Below are 17038 nucleotides of genomic sequence, written 5' to 3' on the forward strand. Positions count from 1 at the left end.
ACCCACCCACATCCACGGAAGGCACGCATCGTGAGCAACCCCTGGGACGACACCGAGGGCACCTTCTTGGTGCTGGTCAACGACGAGGGACAGCACTCCTTATGGCCGTCCTTCACCGCTGTCCCCGCCGGCTGGACCGCCGTGCGCGGCCCGGCCGCCCGTGACGAGTGCCTCGCGTACATCGAGGAGAACTGGACCGACATGCGGCCCAAGAGCCTCGTCGAACACCACAACCGGCTCTCGGAGGCGCGATCCGCATGAACAGCCCGCTGAACGACCGGACGGCACCGCCCGACTACCCCTTCAGCGAGGCCGTGGCACTGGAGGTCGACCCGCTCTACGCGAAGCTGCGCGAGGAAGAGCCCGTCGTACGGGTCAGCTGCCCTTTCGGCGAAGACGCCTGGCTGGTCACCAAGCACGCGGACATGAAGACGATCCTCGGGGACCCCCGGTTCAGCCGGGCCCTGGCCGCCGAGCACGACGAGTCCCGGCTGACCCCGCTGCCCATCCACACCTCCATCCTGGGGATGGACTCCCCCGACCACACCCGGCTGCGCAGGCTGCTGTCGAAGGTCTTCACCATGCGCCGGGTCGAGCTGCTGCGCCCGCGCATCGAGCGGGAGGCCCACCGGCTCATCGACGCCCTGGTCGCCGCGGGCGCGCCCGGCGACCTCATGGAGGGCTTCGCCGTGCCCTTCGCGGGCACCGTCGTCTGCGACCTGCTCGGTGTCCCCTTCGAGGACCGGGAGCAGTTCCGCGGCTGGCTGGACGCGTTCTCCGCGACGACCGTGATGTCGGAGGAGGAGATCGAGGAGGACACCGAGCGGCTGTACGACTACATCGGCAAGCTGATGGTCAGCCGGCGGGCGGAGCCCCAGGACGACCTGATCAGCGCCATGGTCAAGGCCAGCGACGAGGAGGACAAGCTCTCCGAGAAGGAGCTGGTCGAGCTCGCGAGCGTGCTGCTGATCGCCGGGCACGAGACGGTCTCCTCACAGCTCATCGACTCCCTCCACGTGCTGTTCACGCACCCCGACCAGCTGGAGCGGCTGCGCGGCACGCCGGAGCTGATGCCGCGGGCGATCGAGGAGCTGATGCGTTACGTGCCGCTGATCTCCCACGTCACCTTCGCGCGCTACGCCACGGAGGACGTCGAGCTGAGCGGGACGCTGGTGCGCGCCGGTGAATCCGTACTGCCGGCGATTCCGTCGGCCAACCGCGACGCCTCGGTCTTCGAGAACGCGGACCGGTTCGACCTCACCCGTGAGCACAATCCGCATCTGGGATTCGGTTACGGCATCCACCGCTGCCTGGGCGCGCCCCTCGCGCGGCTGGAAATGCAGGTGGCGCTGGATTCGCTGTTCGACCGGCTTCCGGAGCTGCGGTGCGCGGTTCCGGTGGAATCGCTCGAATGGAAGGACGGAATGCAGGTGCGGAGCCTGCTGCACCTCCCGGTCACCTGGTGAGTGGCGTATGAAAAGAGCCTTCCCGCGGACGTATTGCGCGTCTGCGGGAAGGCCCGCCTTTCCGTGCGGCGCCGTCGGACGGGCCGCCGGCGCCCTCAGGCGAGTCGCCAGCCGGGGTCGGTGGGGCTGCTCTCCTCGGTGGCTGCCGGGTCGCGGTTGGCCACCGGGCCGAGCGCGGCGTCGATCCTCGTCATGACCTCCTCGTCCAGCCGGACGCCGACCGCCTTGGCGTTGTCGGTGATCTGCTCGGGGCGCGAGGCGCCGAGCACGGCGGTGGAGACGCCCGGGTGCTGGAGGACCCAGGCCAGCGAGAGCTGGGCGAGGGTCAGGCCGAGGTCGGCCGCGAGGGGCCGCAGCCGCTGGACCCGGCCGAGGACCTCGTCCGTCAGCCAGCCGGCCAGGATGGGCGAGCCGTCGTTGGAGTCCGTCGCCCGCGAGCCCTCGGGCCACTGCCCGCCCGGCGCGTACTTGCCGGTCAGCACGCCCTGGGCCAGCGGCGACCAGACGATCTGCCCGATGCCGAGCTCCTCGCAGGCGGGCATCACCTCGGCCTCGGGCACCCGCCACAGGGCGGAGTACTGCGGCTGGTTGGAGACCAGGGAGATTTTCAGCTCGCGGGCGAGGGCGTGGCCGCGCCGGATCTGCCCGGCGGTCCACTCGGACACGCCGATGTAGTGCGCCTTGCCCGCGTGGACCACGTCGGCCAGCGCCTCCATGGTCTCCTCCAGCGGGGTGGAGGGGTCGAAGCGGTGGGCCTGATAGACGTCCACGTGGTCGGTGCCCAGCCGTCGCAGGGACTGGTCGATCGATTCCCGTATGTGCTTGCGGGAGAGTCCGAGGTCGTTGCGGCCCGGGCCGGTGGGCGCGAAGACCTTGGTGAGGATCTCCAGCCCCTCGCGGCGTTCGCCCTTCAGCGCCCGGCCCAGGGATTCCTCCGCGCAGGTGTCGGCGTAGACGTCCGCGGTGTCGAAGGTGGTGATTCCGGCGTCGAGCGCGGCCCGCACACAGGCGAGTTCCGTCTCCTCACTCCTCGAAGAACTCCGGGTCAGCCAGTTTCCGTACGCGATTTGGCTGACTATCAATCCGCTGCGTCCCAGGTGACGGAAATTCATATCACCACGTTAGCAACGCACTTGGATCATGTCCGTCCGAACGCCGAATTCACTGGAGGGGCTGGTGCCCGGATCCCGGCAGCAGCGTTCCCGGCTCCGCGGCGGAGATGTCCACGGCCTCCGTCTTGGGGTTGCGCCCCTGCCGCTTCGCGACCCAGTTGGCGAGCCACGACAGGAGCATGCACATCCCGATGTAGATCGGCGAGATGATCATGACGACGGGGATGAACGGCAGTCCGTAGTCGAGGTTGCTGGCGATCAGCTTGCCCGCGTGCAGGAACTCCTCATAGGTGATGAGGAAGCCGAGCGAGGTGTCCTTCAGGGCCACGACGAGCTGGCTGATGATCGTCGGCAGCATCGCGCGCAGCGCCTGCGGCACCAGGACGTAGGTCATCACCTGTGTCTTGATCATGCCCAGCGAGTACGCCGCCTCCCGCTGGCCGCGGTCCACGGAGTGCACGCCCGTACGGAAGACCTCGGCGAGCACCGAGCCGTTGTAGAGGGTCAGGCCGGTGACCAGGGCGGGCAGGGGCTGGACCTTGAGGGCCACGAACACGAAGAAGATCATGACCAGGACCGGCATCGCGCGGAAGAACTCCACCAGGAGCGTGGCGATCCAGCGCACCGGCCGGTGCTCGGACAGCCGCCCGACGGCGAGCAGCGCGCCGAGCGCGAGGGAGAGCACGGCCGCGTACACGAAGGCCTTGAGGGTGTTGCCGAGGCCGCGCAGCAGCAGCTCCTGGATGCCCACGTACACGAAGGGCCGCCACTTCTGGGCGGTGAACTGGTGGGTGTCGAAGAGCAAATACAGCACCCAGGCGACGATGCCGAGGATCACGGCCGTCGAGATCAGGCCGTAGAGGAGGTGCCGGCGCCTGGCGAGCGGCCCGGGGATGTCGTACAGCGCGGTGTCGGTCATCGGGGCACTCCCCAGCGCTTCTCCAGCACGTTGAAGATCGCGCTGATGGTCAGGGTCACGATCAGATAGCCGACGGCGATCCAGACGAAGGACCAGATGATGCTGTAGCCCAGCTCGTTGAGGGTCTTGTACGTGCCGAGGAGCTCGGTGACGCTGAAGGACCCGGCGATCGCGGAGTTCTTGGCGAGCGCGATCAGCGTGGAGCCGACCGGCGGGATCACGGAGCGGAACGCCTGCGGCAGCACGATCGCGCCGAGGGTCTGCCCGAAGGTCATGCCGAGGCTGCGGGCCGCCTCGCCCTGGCCGGTCGGCACGGTGTTGATGCCCGAGCGCACCGCCTCGCAGATGAAGGCGGAGGTGTAGCAGCCCAGGGCGAGGACCGCGAAGAGCTGGAAGGGCAGCACGACGCCGAAACGCGGCAGGCCGAGCAGCACCGCGAAGAACAGCAGCGTCAGCGGGGTGTTGCGCAGCACCGCCACCCACACCGTGCCGAAGGCGCGCAGCGAGCCCACGGGGGCGACGCGGAAGGAGGCCATGAGGAAGCCGACGACGAGCGCGAGCAGGGAGGCGTAGACGGTGAGTTCGACGGTGCCGAGCAGCCCTTTGCCGTACAGGGAGAAGTTGTCGGTCAGTACGTTCATCGGGGACCTCAGCCGGCGGGGTAGCGGTCGACGGTGGGCGGGGCGGGGGCCGGCACCCCGGACAGGCCCAGGGTCGCGTCGTAGGCCTTCTTCCAGTCGCCGTTCTTCTCGTGCGCCTCGATGGCGTCGTCGAGGGCGAGGCGCAGGGCGTTGTCGGCGCGGGGCACGCCGATGCCGTAGGGCTCCTTGGAGAAGGGCTTTCCGGCGACCCTCAGCTCGTCGGGGGCCTTGGCGGCGAAGCCCATGAGGATGGTGTCGTCGGTGGTGACGGCGTCGACCTGGAGGCTGAGGAGGTTGTCGACGCAGATGGAGTACGTGTCGTAGGCGACGGCGACGGCCTTGGGGTACTCCCGCTGGATGCGTTGCAGCGGGGTGGAGCCGGCCGCGGAGCAGACCTTCTTGCCGGCCAGGTCCTGCGGGCCGTCGATGCCCTTCTCGTCGGTGCGGACGAGCAGGGACTGTCCGGCGATGTAGTACGGGCCGGCGAAGCCGACCTGCTTCTTGCGCAGGGCGTTGATGGTGTAGGTGCCGACGTAGTAGTCGATCTGCCCGTTCTGCAGGGCGGTCTCGCGGTTGGCCGAGGCGATGGTGCGGAAGGCGATGGTCTTCGGGGGGAAGCCGAGGGAGGCGGACATCATGCGGGCGATCTCGATGTCGAATCCGGAGTAGACGCCGCTCGCGGGGTCCTTCTCGCCCAGGTAGGGCTGGTCCTCCTTGGCGCCGACGACGAGGTGGCCGCGGCGCTTGGCGGCCCGCCAGGTGGGCGAGTCGGTCAGCTGGAGGCCGGTGTCCACCCGGTAGACGGGGAGCTGGTCGGGCTGGGGGCCCTTGACGGGCGGGCTGCCCTCCTTGCCGCAGGCGGCGGCGAGCAGGGCGAGGCCGCCGAGGGCCAGGGCGGCGACGCGACGGCGCGGACGCCGGGGGGCCTTCGGGCTCATGTGGACGCGTCTCATCGGCACGGTACCCCCGGGTCAGTGCTTGAGGATCTTGGAGAGGAAGTCCTTGGCCCGGTCGCTCTCGGGCGCGGTGAAGAACTCCTCGGGGGTGCGGTCCTCCACGATGCGGCCGTCCGCCATGAAGACGACGCGGTTGGCGGCCGAGCGGGCGAAGCCCATCTCGTGGGTGACGACGACCATGGTCATGCCGTCCCGGGCGAGTTGCTGCATGACCTCCAGCACCTCGTTGATCATCTCGGGGTCCAGCGCCGAGGTGGGCTCGTCGAAGAGGAGGGCCTTGGGGTCCATGGCGAGCGCGCGGGCGATGGCGACGCGCTGCTGCTGGCCGCCGGAGAGCTGGGCGGGGTACTTCGCGGCATGGGCGAGCAGACCCACTCGTTCGAGTAGTTCGCGCGAGCGCTTGTCGGCCTCCTCCTTGCCGCGCTTGCGGACCTTCAGCTGCGCCAGGGAGACGTTGGCCAGGACGGTCTTGTGCGCGAAGAGGTTGAAGGACTGGAAGACCATCCCGACCTCGGCGCGCAACCTGGCCAGCTCCCGGCCCTCCTCGGGGAGCGGGCGCCCGTCGAGGGTGATGGTGCCGGACTCCACGGGTTCGAGGCGGTTGATGGCCCGGCACAGCGTGGACTTCCCGGAGCCGGACGGGCCGATGACGACCACGACCTCCCCGCGGCCGACGGTGAGGTCGATGTCCTGGAGGACGTGCAGCTTCCCATAGTGCTTATTGACTCCGCGCAGTTCGATCAATGGATCGACGGCCATACCCAGCCCTACCCACTCTCGGCTCTCTCGCGGTCGACGCAAGCTGTTCGGCGCAAGCTATCGGCCCAATACGGGACTTCATCGGTGACACGCGCGCATATCGACATTCGTTCCGCATTCCCCTCCATTTGCCCTAGGTACACAGACCGGGCCTGGGTACCTAGCCTGTGGGGGTCGAACCGGGGGAACTCGGGGGAAGGGGAGCCGGGGTGGGCGACAGCAGGCCCGTCTACCAGCGCATCGCGGACGATCTGCGCCGCCGTATCGACGAGGGCGGGCTGGCCGTGGGGGACCGCATCCCCTCGCGGTCGGAGCTGAAGCGCGCCTACGCGGCCAGCGACCAGACCGTGGACCGCGCGGTGCGCGTCCTGAAGGCCGCGGGGTACGCGGAAGGACAGTTCGGACGGGGGGTGTTCGTCACCGACCGGGTGCCGCTGGGCAGTCTGCTGCGCTCCACCGGCGCGGTCGACACCCCCTTCGCCGCCCGGATGACGGCTCGGGACACCACACTGACCTGGGAGGCGACGTCGAGCGAGATCGGCGCCCCCGAGCGGGTCGCCGACCGGCTGCGGGTCGAGCCGGGCGAGCGAGTGCTGTGCACCCATTACGAGTATCTGGCCAACCGCCATCCGGTCCAGCTCGCCACCAGCTGGGAGCCGCTGGCCATCACCGAGGGCACGGACGTGGTCCTGCCCGAGCGGGGTCCCTACGCGCGGCGCGGGGTGCGCGGGCGGCTGGCGGCCATCGGCATCCGCGTCGTGCGCGCCCAGGAGCTGGTCGGGGCACGTCCGGCGACCACCCCGGAGGCCGAGGCGCTCGGCTGCGCGGCCGGACAGTGCGTCACCGTCATCGAGCGCACCCACTTCGACGGCGACGGCCGGGCGGTGGAGACCTCCGACATCGTCGTACGCGCCGACCGCTGGCGGTTGGAGTACGACATTCCGTTCATCAGCTGACCCACCGCCGCGCGTCAGTTCTCCGCGAGCTCCCCGTACAGCTGCGACAGCTCCGGCGCGCCGTCCGCCGCCCACGCCTGGCCCGCCTCGACCACATCGATCTCGCGCCCGTTGGCGAGCCGCACCACCGGCTGGCCGTTGGGCCAGATCCACCAGCCCGCGTCCGCGACCGTACGGACCACCACCGTGCCCAGATACAGGCCCGCGTCGTTGCCGAGCCAGGGCAGCAGCTCGGGGTCCTCGCGCCAGCGCGGCTGCAACTGGTCCAGCGCCTCCAGGGACGACGGCGAGTCGTCGAGCGTGACCCCGGCCGACTCCGCGTGGGCGCGCAGCAGTTCGCACTCCGACAACAGCTCGGCCAGGCCCTCCGGATCCCTGTCCACCCCGTCCGCGAGCGCCACGCCGTGCGCGGGGGCGTGCCGCTTGCGCCAACTGTCCAAGAAGGGAATGTTCATACCGGACAGGATCGCACTGCCACGGATGGCCCCACCACAGGCGCGCGGCACCCGACGTGGCCAGATGGCCTCCTTGACGTTCCCCAGAGGTCTCCTTAGCTTCATCCCGCCACATACAGAGCGGGGAAGGCTGAGAGCCATGAGACACGTGCTCCGAAAAGCGACACCCGGCGGGAGACGGCACAGACGGTGGACGGCGGCGGGGGCCCTCGCGGCGGGCACGGCCTGCGCCGTTGTCGCCACCAGCACACCGGCGTTCGCCGCGCCGGCACGACCGGAGAAGGAGCCGCTCCCCCTGGAGCGGCTCTTCGACAATCGGGCGGTCGGTGACGACGGCCGGCCCGGCGGGGCGGACTTCGACGGGGCGGGCAACTCCCTCTCCGCCCAGGACCTCGCGGCCGCGGGCTGGACGCCCGGGCGCACCCTGACGATCGACCGCTCCCGGCTGACCTGGCCGCGCCCGGCGGCCGGGAAGCCGGACAACGTCCGCGCCGCCGGGCAGGCGGTGCGGCTGACCGGCAGCGGGGAGGCGCTCTCCTTCCTCGTCGCGGGCACCACCAAGGGCGCGCCGGGCGCGGACACCGCCGGCACCGGCACCATCCGCTACCGCGACGGCTCACGCGGCACCTACCGGCTGACCGCGCCCGACTGGCGGCGCGGCCCGCTGACGACCAAGGCCGTCGGCCTGCCCCACCTCAACACCCCCGGCGGCGCCAAGGCGGAGACGACCCGGCTCTACGCGGTGACGGTGCCCGTCGCGCGCGGCAAGGAGATCGCGTCCGTGGTGCTGCCGGCGGACCCGGGGCCGGCCGCCGACCTGCATGTGTTCTCGATGGCGTTGCGGGGTCCCACGTTCGGGTGGACCGGCAGCTGGGCGGCGTCACCCTCGGGCTACGCCGCGGTGGGGCCCTGGACCGACCGGACGCTGCGGCTGGTGGTGCACAGCAGCGCGGGCGGACCGGCGACCAGGATCCGGCTGGAGAACACCTTCGCGCCCCGGCCGGTCCGTATCGGCCACGCCACCGTGGCGCTCCAGGGGCAGGGCGCGGCGGCGGCCGGCCGGCCCAGGGCGCTGACCTTCGGCGGCCGGGCGGGCGCGGACATCCCCGCGGGGGCCCAGCAGTTCAGCGACCCGCTGGGGTTCCGGGTGCCCCCGGGCACGAATCTGCTGGTGAGCATCCACCTGCCGGGGACGGTCCGGGCGGTGCCGGTGCACAGCTACACCGCGCAGGTGTCCTATCTGACGGCCGACGGCAGCGGTGACCGTACGGGCGAGAGCGGCGCCGGCGCGTACACCGGGACGCTCGACCACTGGCCGCTGCTGACGGGCGTGGACGTCTCCGACGGGCCCGGGTCGGTGGTGACCCTCGGCGACTCGATCACCGACGGCGAGCGGTCGACGCCGGGGTCCAACGGGCGCTGGCCGGACCTGCTGGCCCGGCGGCTGCGCGGGCAGCAGTCGGTGCCCCGCTTCGGGGTCCTCAACCACGGGATCTCCGGCAACCGGGTGGTGACCGACCGCTATCCGGGCGACGGGACCAGCACCATCATGAGCGGGGTCAGCGCCGAACACCGGCTGGAGCGCGACGTCCTGGCGCAGACCTCGGTCCGTACGGTCATCGTCTTCGAGGGCGTCAACGACATCCGCTCGGGCACCTCGTCCGCGCAGGTCATCGCGGGGCTGCGGGCGATGGCGGCCCGCGCGCACGAGCGCGGGCTGCGGGTCGTCGCGGCGACCATCGCCCCCTGCGGCGGCTTCTACGACTGCACGCCGGCGGCGGAGGCCAACCGCACCGCCATCAACCGGCACATCCGGGCCAACGCCGGTGCCTACGACGGCGTGTTCGACTTCGACGCCGCCATCCGCGACCCGAAGCAGCCCGACCGGATGCTGCCGGCCTACGACGGCGGCGACCACCTGCACCCGAACGACGCGGGCATGCGGGCCTTCAGCGACTCGATCGACCTGCGGCAGCTGATCTGAGCCGGTCCGCTCCCGCCCGCCGAGGGCGCCCGGACCTCAGATGTCCAGGTCGACGACGACCGGGGCGTGGTCCGAGGCGCCCTTGCCCTTGCGCTCGTCGCGGTCCACATAGGCGTCCTTGCCCGCCTCGGCGAAGGGGGCGTTGCCGTAGACGAGGTCGATGCGCATGCCCCGGTTCTTGGGGAAGCACAGCTGGCGGTAGTCCCAGTAGGTGTAGGGGTGGTCGTACTTCAGCGGGCGGGGCACCACGTCGGACAGCCCGATGTCGCGCAGGGCCGCGAGGGCGGCCCGCTCGGCGGGGGTGACGTGCGTGGCGCCCTCGAAGACGGCCGGGTCGTAGACGTCCTCGTCGGTCGGCGCGATGTTGTAGTCACCGAGCACGGCGAACGGGCGGCCGCCCTCGGCGTCCGCGGCGACCGCGTCCCGCAGCGCCTCCAGCCAGCGGAGCTTGTAGGCGTAGTGGTCGTGGGCGACCTCACGGCCGTTGGGCACATAGACCGACCAGACGCGGACGCCGCCGCAGGTCGCCGATACCGCGCGGGGCTCCTGGCCGCCCTCGTAGTCGGGGCCGCCGGGCAGGCCCTTGACCACGTCCTCCAGGCCGACGCGGGAGATCACCGCCACGCCGTTCCACCGGCCGGTGGCGTTGACCGCGGCCTCGTAACCCAGCGCGCGCAGCTCCTCGAAGGGGAAGGCGTCCTCGGCGCACTTCGTCTCCTGTATGCACAGGACGTCCGTGCCGCTGCTCTCCAGCCAGGCCAGCAGCCGGGGCAGACGGGCGGTGATCGAGTTCACGTTCCAGGTGGCGATGCGCATGAGGCCCACCCTAACGGCCGGGTGTGACAGTGGCGGCGTGCCTCAGAGGTCGACGCTCTCCCCCGGCGCCAGCCGGGAGTGCTCCGTGCCGACGCCCGGCCCGTCCGGCCCCAGCATCCGGTCGTAGACCGGCCGGGCGAGGTCGGTGAGCAGCGCGTCGTGGATGTCGATGGCGCGCCGGGGCGCCACCTCCCGGAGGTAGTCGATGATCTCGGCGACCTTGTTCCAGGGGGCCATGACCGGCACCATCAGCGTGTCGACGGGCTGCCCGGGCAGGGTCAGCGCGTCGCCCGGGTGGAAGACCGAACCGTCCACGAGATAGCCCGCGTTGGTGATCCGCGGGATGTCCGGGTGGATCACGGCGTGCAGCTGGCCGTGCACCTGCACGTCGAAGCCCGCGGCGGTGAAGGCGTCCCCCTCGCCGACGGTGTGCACCCGGCCGGGGAAAGCCGCGGACACCTGCTCCGCGACGCTGCGCAGGGTCCACAGCTCGGCGGCGGGGTCGGCCTCCAGGGCGGCCCGCAGCCGGTCCGCGTCGAAGTGGTCGGGGTGCTCGTGGGTGACGAGGATCGCGTCCGCGCCGACGGCCGCGTCCCGCTCGCTGAAGGCGCCCGGGTCGATGACGAGCGTGCGGCCGTCCTTCTCCAGCCGGACGCAGGCGTGGCTCTTCTTGGTCAGCTTCATGCTTCCCATACTGCTACGGCCACGCCGCCGCGCCCGTGTCCTACGCCCGGTCGCCCGCCTCCTCGGCGATGACCCGCCGCGCCACGGCGAAGGCGGCGTTGGCGGCCGGTACGCCGCAGTAGACGGCCGTGTGCAGCAACGTTTCCTTGATGTCGTCAGGGGTGAGGCCGTTGCGCAGCGCGGCGCGGGTGTGCAGGGCCAGCTCGTCGAGGTGGCCGCGGGCGGTGAGCGCGGTCAGGGTGACGATCGACCGGGTGCGGCGGTCCAGGCCGGGGCGGGACCAGGTGCCGTCCCAGACGTAGCGGGTGAGGAAGTCCTGGAAGTCGCCGGTGAAGTCGTCCCTGGCGGCTTCCGCGCGGTCCACATGGGTGTCACCGAGGACTTCCCGCCGGATCCTCGCGCCGCGCTCGTAGGCGCCGTGGTCGTACTCGTACGGGCCCGGAGCCGGCTCGGGCGCGCTGTCCTGGGCGCTCTCGGGCCTCTCGGCGGCGGCGGGGACCGGCGCGGGGACCGGGACCGGAGCGGGCTCCGCGTCGACGACGGGCGGCGGGCCGAAGCCGGGGAAGGTGGCCGGGACGGGAGCGGGCGGCGGCGTGTGCGTGGCGGCCGGGCCCATGGCGTACGGGCCGAGGCCGGCCGGTGGCGTCGGGGCGACGGGGGGCACCGCGCCGGTCCGCTGGGGCGCCGGCGGGTGGGGGGTGAACGGCGCGCCGGGAACGGGCGTCGCCGTGGGGCCCGGCACGTTCGGCGCCGGGGCGGGCGCCGCCACCGGCCCGGGCGCGGGGTTCGGGGTCGGCGCGGGGAGGGGGTTCGGGCCCGGTGCCGGGGACGGCTGCGCGGTAGCCGTCGGCGGGACCTGCGGTGTGGTCAGCTGCCAGGCCGAGGTGAAGTGGCGCACCAGCAGGTCCGTGACGGCCGCGGGCTGCTCGACCGGCGCGAGGTGCGAGGCGCCGGGGACGACGGCGAGCCGCGCGTCGTGGACCCCGGCGACCAGGGTCCGGGCGTCGGCGGGCGGGGTGACCTGGTCGTCGGCGCCGACGAGCACCAGCGTGGGCACGCTGACCCGGCCGAGCTCGGCCCGTACGTCGAAGGCGGCGAGGGCGTCGCAGGCGGCGACGTAGCAGGCCGGGTCGGTGGTGTTCACCATCTGCACGGCCCAGTCGACGATGGCGGGCTGGGCGACCGCGAAGTTCTGGGTGAACCAGCGCTCGGGCGCGGACCGGGCGATCGGGTCGAGTCCGTTCGTACGGACGGTCTCGCCGGTCTGCCGCCAGCCGTCCGGGGTGCCGAAGCGGGCGGAGGCGGCGACGAGGGCGAGCGAGGCGAGCCGGTGCGGGTGGCGCAGGGCGAGGTCGGCGCCGACCGCGCCGCCGATGGAGCAGCCGGCGTAACCGAAGCGCTCGACGCCGAGGCCGTCGAGGGTGGCCAGGAGCCGGTCGGTGAGGTCGGCGACGGCCGGAGCGGGCTCGGCGGGGGCTCCGCCGTGGCCGGGCAGGTCGAAGCGGAGCACCCGCCAGTGGCGGGTCAGCTCCGGTATCTGCCGGTCCCACATGTGCCAGGTGGTGCCGAGGGCCGGGCCCAGGACCAGGACCGGGGCGTCTTCTGGCCCGTCAGAGCGGTATTGCAGCGTATCGATCTTGGTCTCGCTCACGGGTTCACACCTTCATCTGTCACGATCTGTCACACGCCCCCCGCGAGACCTCCCCACGCCTCCGCTGCTGGAAGCAGGTCCGCCACGTCCGGTTTCACGTACCACTTCTTGGTCGTCTTCACGTTCGTGTGCCCGGCCCACATGGCAAGCAGGTGATCCGGCACCCCGTTGTTCGCCAGGTAGGTCAAGCACGACGCCCGAGCATCGTACAGACGGACCCCGCGAAGGCCGTTTTCGTCCATGATCTTGTAGGCCCGCACCCGGAGCTGCCGACCGTTCAGCGCGGCGCCGAGTTCATCCACGAGCACGTACTCGCCGCTCTCGCACCCTTCACCTGCTGCCAGGCGCTCCTTCGCCTGCGTGGCCCGGAACGCCTTCAGAATCCGTCCTCGAACTGCTTGGTGGGTGACTGTGGGGCGGTGGCTTTGTCCATGAGGACGGACAACGAGTTTCGGTTCGGGAGGTGTCTGACGGTCGCGTCCGCGCTGAAGTGTTCATGAGTTGCGGCGGCGGGCCCTGGGCGGCCATTGGAGTGCACTGCACTGCCGTAGCCGCATCTCTGATTCGACTGACGGGCACGGGTTCCGGTGCCGGCGTTCGAGCGTCGGTGACCCGATACACCGGGGCCTGGCGCCCCACTCAACGAACAGGAGGCACCGACCATGCCCGACCTTCTTGGAGGAGCCGACTCCCCCGTCCAGACGCTGATGGCCCTGCTGGACCCGGACAAGAAGCAGTGGCTGCAGAACCAGTCCCCGGAGAGGCAGCAGGAGCTGGCCAAGGACTTCTTCAGCACCGAAGACAGCCTCAACATTCCGGGTTCCAATACTCACAGCTCCACCGGAGACTTGATGGCCGGCGGCGAGCTGCCGCAGAGGGCCAACCAGCACATCGCCGTGGCACAGAACCTCTAGGAATCACGCGCCGCGCCGCAGAGGCAGGAGCAAGACGGCCACGCCGACCCGCGTGCCAAGTTTCGGCATGCGGGCCACGCCGCTTGCGAACCAGGGTGTCGACGAGGCGTTCCAGTTCCAGAACCTCGTGGAGAAAGCGCTGCCAAACGTAGAGCGTCCGATTGGGCCGCTGAAGGCGGTGGTTCACGCGGCCTGGACGGCTGCCATGGGCTTCGGGGTCGCCACGTTGGGATGGACAGGGCGTCGGGTGAGTCGGTGCGTCATGAGCGTGATTGCGGCGATGGTGAGCATCGCTTCGGAGTGCTCGGGCCGGTTTTCGTAGTCACGGACGTTTCGGCGCGCGTGCAACAACCAGGACAAGGACCTCTCCACCACCCACCGCCTCGGCACCACCACGAACCCCTTCGCGCCCGGGGACTGCTCACGGTCCTGATCGTCAGGCGGAGGAAGGACTTGGCCCAGGCAACGAGCGTGCCCGCCGGGGCGGCCACCTCTACGTCCTGGACGACCGCAGCGGCAATCTCCGCGCCGACGCGTGGGGGCGGAGAAACGTGCCTGCTGGCGATCGAGCTGCGCGCGGACGCCATCGTGATCAAGTCGAACTATGGCAGCGACATGACCCGCCAGGTCGTTCAGCAGGCGTGGCAGGAGCTTCAGCGCGAGCAGCGCCCCGAGGGCGTGCTGATGCCCGCGGTGATCCCTGTGGTCGCGAAGCAGGGCAAGAGGTTGAGGGCCGAGCCGATCGCCCAGCTATACGAGCAGGGCCGCGTCCACCACGTCGGCCAGTGGCCCGCGCTTGAGCAGCAGATGGTGCGGTGGGTGGCGGGCATGGATTCCCCGGACCGCATGGACGCCGCTGTGCCCGCCCTGACCCAGCTCGCCGACCCGGCGCACAGCGGTACGGGCCCTGCGGCCTACCGCGACGGGAGGCTGTCAGGCCGCCGGTGAGTCCGTTGGTTCGACAAGCCGAGACCGTGCCGACGCGTGTAGAGCAGCTCGGGCTCGCTGGGCTCATACCCCAGAGGTCTTCTCCAGTAAGGGCTTGGCTGTCTCGCGCTTGCGGCTGTACCGGCGGGCGCCCCGTCACGACCCAACCGGTCATGACCCCACGGCGAGGCCCCCGGAATCGCGACAGACATTACGTCCTTCAGCTCGATAAAAGATCCCCGACAGTGTCGGACGCTAGGCCGCTGTCGTCGCCCCGCCGGTTTCGACCAGGAAGGCGCGGACCGAGCTGACGAACACGCCGCGGCCCTCGTCGTAGCCGGTGCGCGGGCGGAGCCAGCGGTCCTCGGCGGACAGGAGGTCCCACGAGACGGGGTTGCTGGCGACGGCCAGGAGCTGGCGCAGGTCGTCTTCGGTCAGCACGCCGCTCTCCGCCGGCGCGCCGTCGCCCGCGAGGACGCCACTCTCCCGGATCAGGTACTCCAGGTAGTCGAGGTCGTCGGGGCGGTCGTCCTCGTCGCGGTCACCCCAGCCTTCGAGCATCACGTACGCCAACCAGGCGCAGCCGTGCGCGTCACTGCCCCCGCACCGCTCCTCGCACCGCTCCGCGTTCCCCGGACACCACCGTCTCTGCAGGGCATCCAGCGCGGACCGCACCACGGCCCGCCTGACCGCATACCGTTCCATGCGCGCGCACCGCTCCCGTACCGCCTCCGCGTGCCGGACGACGGCATCAGGGCCGAGGATCCGCAACCCTGAGCAGGCTTCCGTCAGCGCCTGGCTCCTGGCGCGCAGTTCTTCCGCCCGGGACCGCGGGTCCGTCTCCCCCAGCCTCCACACCGCGTCGGTGAACGCGTCCGAAGCGCGCAGGAACGCCGTCCACGCCTCGCACCGCTCCGCCTCCAGCCGCAGCGTCCGCTCCACAGCGGCCTGTGTACTCATCGACTCCAGGGCGAGGCGGCGCCCGAACGTGGTCTGCCAGCGCGCCACCATGACCGCAGCGAGGGCCGCCACCCCTGAGAAGACCGCCCCGAGCGCCGTGAAGGCAGTGTCCACATCCTGTACGCCCACCCGCCCACAGTGCCCTCCGGTGGGCGCGCGAGCACGTCCAAGACCGCAACGGCACACACCTTGTCGCGCGGCAGGCAGGAGCGTGTCGCTCCATGTTCAGAGCTGATCGCGAAATGCACAGCTGAGCCATGACCGGCCGTAACGGCCTCGCAACGTCCTCCGTGTTGACTAGGGCCTAACCGGGACTACTCGCAAATGCCGTCCAAGCACCGATAGTTGAGCTGTATCCACAAGCACGCCCGAGCGGTCGGCAAGGTGCCGATCAAGACTCGGGGCAGCCGATTCCGGGCAAGGAGTGCAGGTGTCTACCGCGGGCATGACAGTTACCCTCCTCGCGCTGGCGGTCCACTGCCGTTGCCAGGCCGGAATGTCTATGCTGCGTTGGTCCGGACAGCACAGCGCGACTCACCCCAATTCCGCTGGGGCGAGCCGCGTTTGTGTGCGGCGCTAAACGGCGAGCTGGCGTGCGCAGCCGCTACGGATGAACGCGGACCAGGCCGTCCCCGAGAAGACCAGCTTGGGTCCGCTTGGGTTCTTGCTGTCCCGGACCGGTACGAGCCCGTCGGTCTTGATGAGGTCGTCGGAGACCTCGACGCACTCGTGGCCGTTCCCCGAGTACTTCAGCCCAAGCGTGGGCCGCGTCCGGCAGGAAGCGGGCGCCGAGCACCCCATCGCCGAAGGCGGCGGTGGCCTTGTTCCTCGGGGCGTCACCAGGACGGATGCGTTCCTGCCGTATCCCGCACGCGGTGTATGTGACGAACAGCCGGCGAGCGGGGCACCCTGTGAGGGCCGCCAGTTCCGCAGCGAGCGCCACCTGATGCGGAACGAGTACGCGAGCCAGCCCTGGCTGGCTGTGATCACGCCGTTGATGCCGCAGGTGCTCGCTGCGGACTGATCGCATGAGGTGATCGGCCGGGACTGGATGATCCAGACCCACCTGGGTGGCATCCCGGCCCCTGAGCACCTGGGGACGTATCCGCGCAGAGCGTGGCCGGCGTTCTTCCGGCAGCAGAACGACCCCAACCGGTGCCCGTTGGCGCCCGGCTCGTGGACCGTGCCGCCGATTGCCGCCCGCCAGCGGACGAACGGCACGCCCGGCCCCACCGTCGGGAACCCGGAGAGCGACGCCAGCCGTCCGGCGCACGGGCTGGTCACGAACCGCACGGTGGCATACTCCGGGCGGTGGGCGCGAGCGCGGCCGGGCGGCCGAAGGCGACGTCGAGGAGGGCCGCCCAGACATCGATGCCCAGGGCGTGCTGGAGCAGGACTCCGATCTGCCCGGCGGCGAGGCGAGCGCCGATCTCGATGACCGTGCACCGCCCGTCCGCGTCGATGATGACCTCGGTGTGCGAGGCGCCGTGCCGGATACCGGCCGCCCGGATGGCCGCCTCCACCTCCCGGTACACGGCCGCCTCCACAACCGGGGGAGGTGGACGGGGAGGCTGTGCCCCGTCTCGACTCGTCTCGGGCCGCCGGTCACCTGCTTGCGGGTGACCGGCGAGGTGCGTCGTGGTGCCGTCCTGTGTGAGGGACTCAACGCTGTACTCCGTGCCGACGGCGCACGCCTGGACCAGGACGCCCGGGCGGCCGCTGCCGTTGCCGGCCACCGCGCGGGCGGCGTCGGCGGCCGCAGCCGCACCGGCCGGGCCTCTCACGACCGTGAGAGCCCGTCCTTGAACCTCACCTAGGCAGTGGACGGTATGGGTGCG

At 71.1% G+C, this 17038-nt stretch carries 19 protein-coding genes; 6 read left to right on the forward strand and 13 right to left on the reverse strand.

Features of this window, described 5'->3' with window-relative positions; all coding sequences use genetic code 11:
- Positions 1-30 precede the first annotated feature (30 nt).
- Both ACZ303_RS12595 and ACZ303_RS12600 read left to right on the forward strand, forming a co-directional pair.
- Positions 31-261, forward strand: a complete 231-nt coding sequence (locus tag ACZ303_RS12595) for an MbtH family protein (protein ID WP_467337987.1) — start codon at positions 31-33, stop codon at positions 259-261.
- The gene (locus ACZ303_RS12600; protein ID WP_467337989.1) at positions 258-1466 is read left to right on the forward strand and encodes a cytochrome P450; all 1209 of its coding nucleotides are present in this window, start codon (positions 258-260) and stop codon (positions 1464-1466) included. The genes ACZ303_RS12595 and ACZ303_RS12600 overlap by 4 nt, the downstream gene beginning before the upstream one ends.
- Positions 1467-1561: 95 nt before the next feature.
- On the opposite strand, the gene ACZ303_RS12605 is transcribed toward ACZ303_RS12600, so the two are convergent.
- Genes ACZ303_RS12605 through ACZ303_RS12625 form a run of 5 tightly spaced genes read right to left on the reverse strand, consistent with a single transcriptional unit; the run spans position 1562 to position 5853 of the window.
- On the reverse strand, positions 1562-2578 hold the full coding sequence (locus tag ACZ303_RS12605; RefSeq protein WP_467337991.1) for an aldo/keto reductase family protein: 1017 nt from the start codon (positions 2576-2578) through the stop codon (positions 1562-1564).
- A gap of 49 nt (positions 2579-2627) precedes the next feature.
- Positions 2628-3497 (reverse strand): amino acid ABC transporter permease, encoded by an 870-nt coding sequence (locus tag ACZ303_RS12610; RefSeq protein ID WP_467337993.1) that lies wholly within the window; start codon positions 3495-3497, stop codon positions 2628-2630.
- Positions 3494-4138 carry an amino acid ABC transporter permease gene (locus tag ACZ303_RS12615; protein ID WP_467337995.1) on the reverse strand — a complete coding sequence of 215 codons (645 nt, stop codon included), beginning with the start codon at positions 4136-4138 and terminating at the stop codon, positions 3494-3496. The genes ACZ303_RS12610 and ACZ303_RS12615 overlap by 4 nt, the downstream gene beginning before the upstream one ends.
- Positions 4139-4146: 8 nt before the next feature.
- A complete protein-coding gene (locus ACZ303_RS12620) occupies positions 4147-5076 on the reverse strand; it encodes a glutamate ABC transporter substrate-binding protein (RefSeq protein WP_467337997.1) in 930 nt (309 codons plus the stop codon).
- Positions 5077-5109: 33 nt separating this feature from the next.
- Positions 5110-5853 carry an amino acid ABC transporter ATP-binding protein gene (locus ACZ303_RS12625; RefSeq protein ID WP_467337999.1) on the reverse strand — a complete coding sequence of 248 codons (744 nt, stop codon included), beginning with the start codon at positions 5851-5853 and terminating at the stop codon, positions 5110-5112.
- A 209-nt stretch (positions 5854-6062) separates the two neighbouring features.
- Here ACZ303_RS12625 and ACZ303_RS12630 point away from each other — a divergent pair, with 209 nt between their 5' ends.
- Positions 6063-6809, forward strand: coding sequence for a GntR family transcriptional regulator (locus ACZ303_RS12630; RefSeq protein WP_467338001.1), 747 nt, complete (start codon positions 6063-6065; stop codon positions 6807-6809).
- A gap of 14 nt (positions 6810-6823) precedes the next feature.
- On the opposite strand, the gene ACZ303_RS12635 is transcribed toward ACZ303_RS12630, so the two are convergent.
- Positions 6824-7264, reverse strand: a complete 441-nt coding sequence (locus tag ACZ303_RS12635) for a DUF6278 family protein (RefSeq protein WP_467338003.1) — start codon at positions 7262-7264, stop codon at positions 6824-6826.
- 139 nt (positions 7265-7403) lie between these two features.
- On the opposite strand from ACZ303_RS12635, the gene ACZ303_RS12640 reads away from it, so the two are divergent.
- Positions 7404-9248 (forward strand): SGNH/GDSL hydrolase family protein, encoded by a 1845-nt coding sequence (locus tag ACZ303_RS12640; protein WP_467338005.1) that lies wholly within the window; start codon positions 7404-7406, stop codon positions 9246-9248.
- 36 nt (positions 9249-9284) lie between these two features.
- On the opposite strand, the gene ACZ303_RS12645 is transcribed toward ACZ303_RS12640, so the two are convergent.
- The 4 genes from ACZ303_RS12645 to ACZ303_RS12660 are packed head-to-tail and all read right to left on the reverse strand — an operon-like array spanning position 9285 to position 12782.
- Positions 9285-10064 (reverse strand): exodeoxyribonuclease III, encoded by a 780-nt coding sequence (locus ACZ303_RS12645; RefSeq protein WP_467338007.1) that lies wholly within the window; start codon positions 10062-10064, stop codon positions 9285-9287.
- Between the two features lie 42 nt (positions 10065-10106).
- Positions 10107-10748, reverse strand: coding sequence for an MBL fold metallo-hydrolase (locus ACZ303_RS12650; protein WP_467338009.1), 642 nt, complete (start codon positions 10746-10748; stop codon positions 10107-10109).
- A gap of 40 nt (positions 10749-10788) precedes the next feature.
- Positions 10789-12399, reverse strand: coding sequence for a 4-carboxymuconolactone decarboxylase (gene pcaC / locus ACZ303_RS12655; RefSeq protein WP_467338011.1), 1611 nt, complete (start codon positions 12397-12399; stop codon positions 10789-10791).
- Positions 12400-12428: 29 nt separating this feature from the next.
- Positions 12429-12782 carry a tyrosine-type recombinase/integrase gene (locus tag ACZ303_RS12660; protein WP_467338214.1) on the reverse strand — a complete coding sequence of 118 codons (354 nt, stop codon included), beginning with the start codon at positions 12780-12782 and terminating at the stop codon, positions 12429-12431.
- 279 nt (positions 12783-13061) lie between these two features.
- On the opposite strand from ACZ303_RS12660, the gene ACZ303_RS12665 reads away from it, so the two are divergent.
- Together ACZ303_RS12665 and ACZ303_RS12670 are read left to right on the forward strand one after the other, a co-directional pair.
- The gene (locus tag ACZ303_RS12665; protein ID WP_467338013.1) at positions 13062-13313 is read left to right on the forward strand and encodes a hypothetical protein; all 252 of its coding nucleotides are present in this window, start codon (positions 13062-13064) and stop codon (positions 13311-13313) included.
- A gap of 588 nt (positions 13314-13901) precedes the next feature.
- Positions 13902-14261, forward strand: a complete 360-nt coding sequence (locus ACZ303_RS12670) for a hypothetical protein (protein WP_467338015.1) — start codon at positions 13902-13904, stop codon at positions 14259-14261.
- A 234-nt stretch (positions 14262-14495) separates the two neighbouring features.
- Here ACZ303_RS12670 and ACZ303_RS12675 read toward each other — a convergent pair whose 3' ends face one another.
- The 3 genes from ACZ303_RS12675 to ACZ303_RS12685 form a co-directional block, all read right to left on the reverse strand.
- A complete protein-coding gene (locus ACZ303_RS12675; RefSeq protein ID WP_467338017.1) occupies positions 14496-15329 on the reverse strand; it encodes a hypothetical protein in 834 nt (277 codons plus the stop codon).
- A gap of 447 nt (positions 15330-15776) precedes the next feature.
- Entirely contained in the window at positions 15777-16001 is a 225-nt protein-coding gene (locus tag ACZ303_RS12680; protein ID WP_467338019.1) for a DUF397 domain-containing protein, read from the reverse strand.
- A 479-nt stretch (positions 16002-16480) separates the two neighbouring features.
- Positions 16481-16984 (reverse strand): ATP-grasp domain-containing protein, encoded by a 504-nt coding sequence (locus ACZ303_RS12685; RefSeq protein ID WP_467338021.1) that lies wholly within the window; start codon positions 16982-16984, stop codon positions 16481-16483.
- Positions 16985-17038 lie beyond the last annotated feature (54 nt).

Source organism: Streptomyces sp. NPDC023527 (assembly GCF_055560115.1).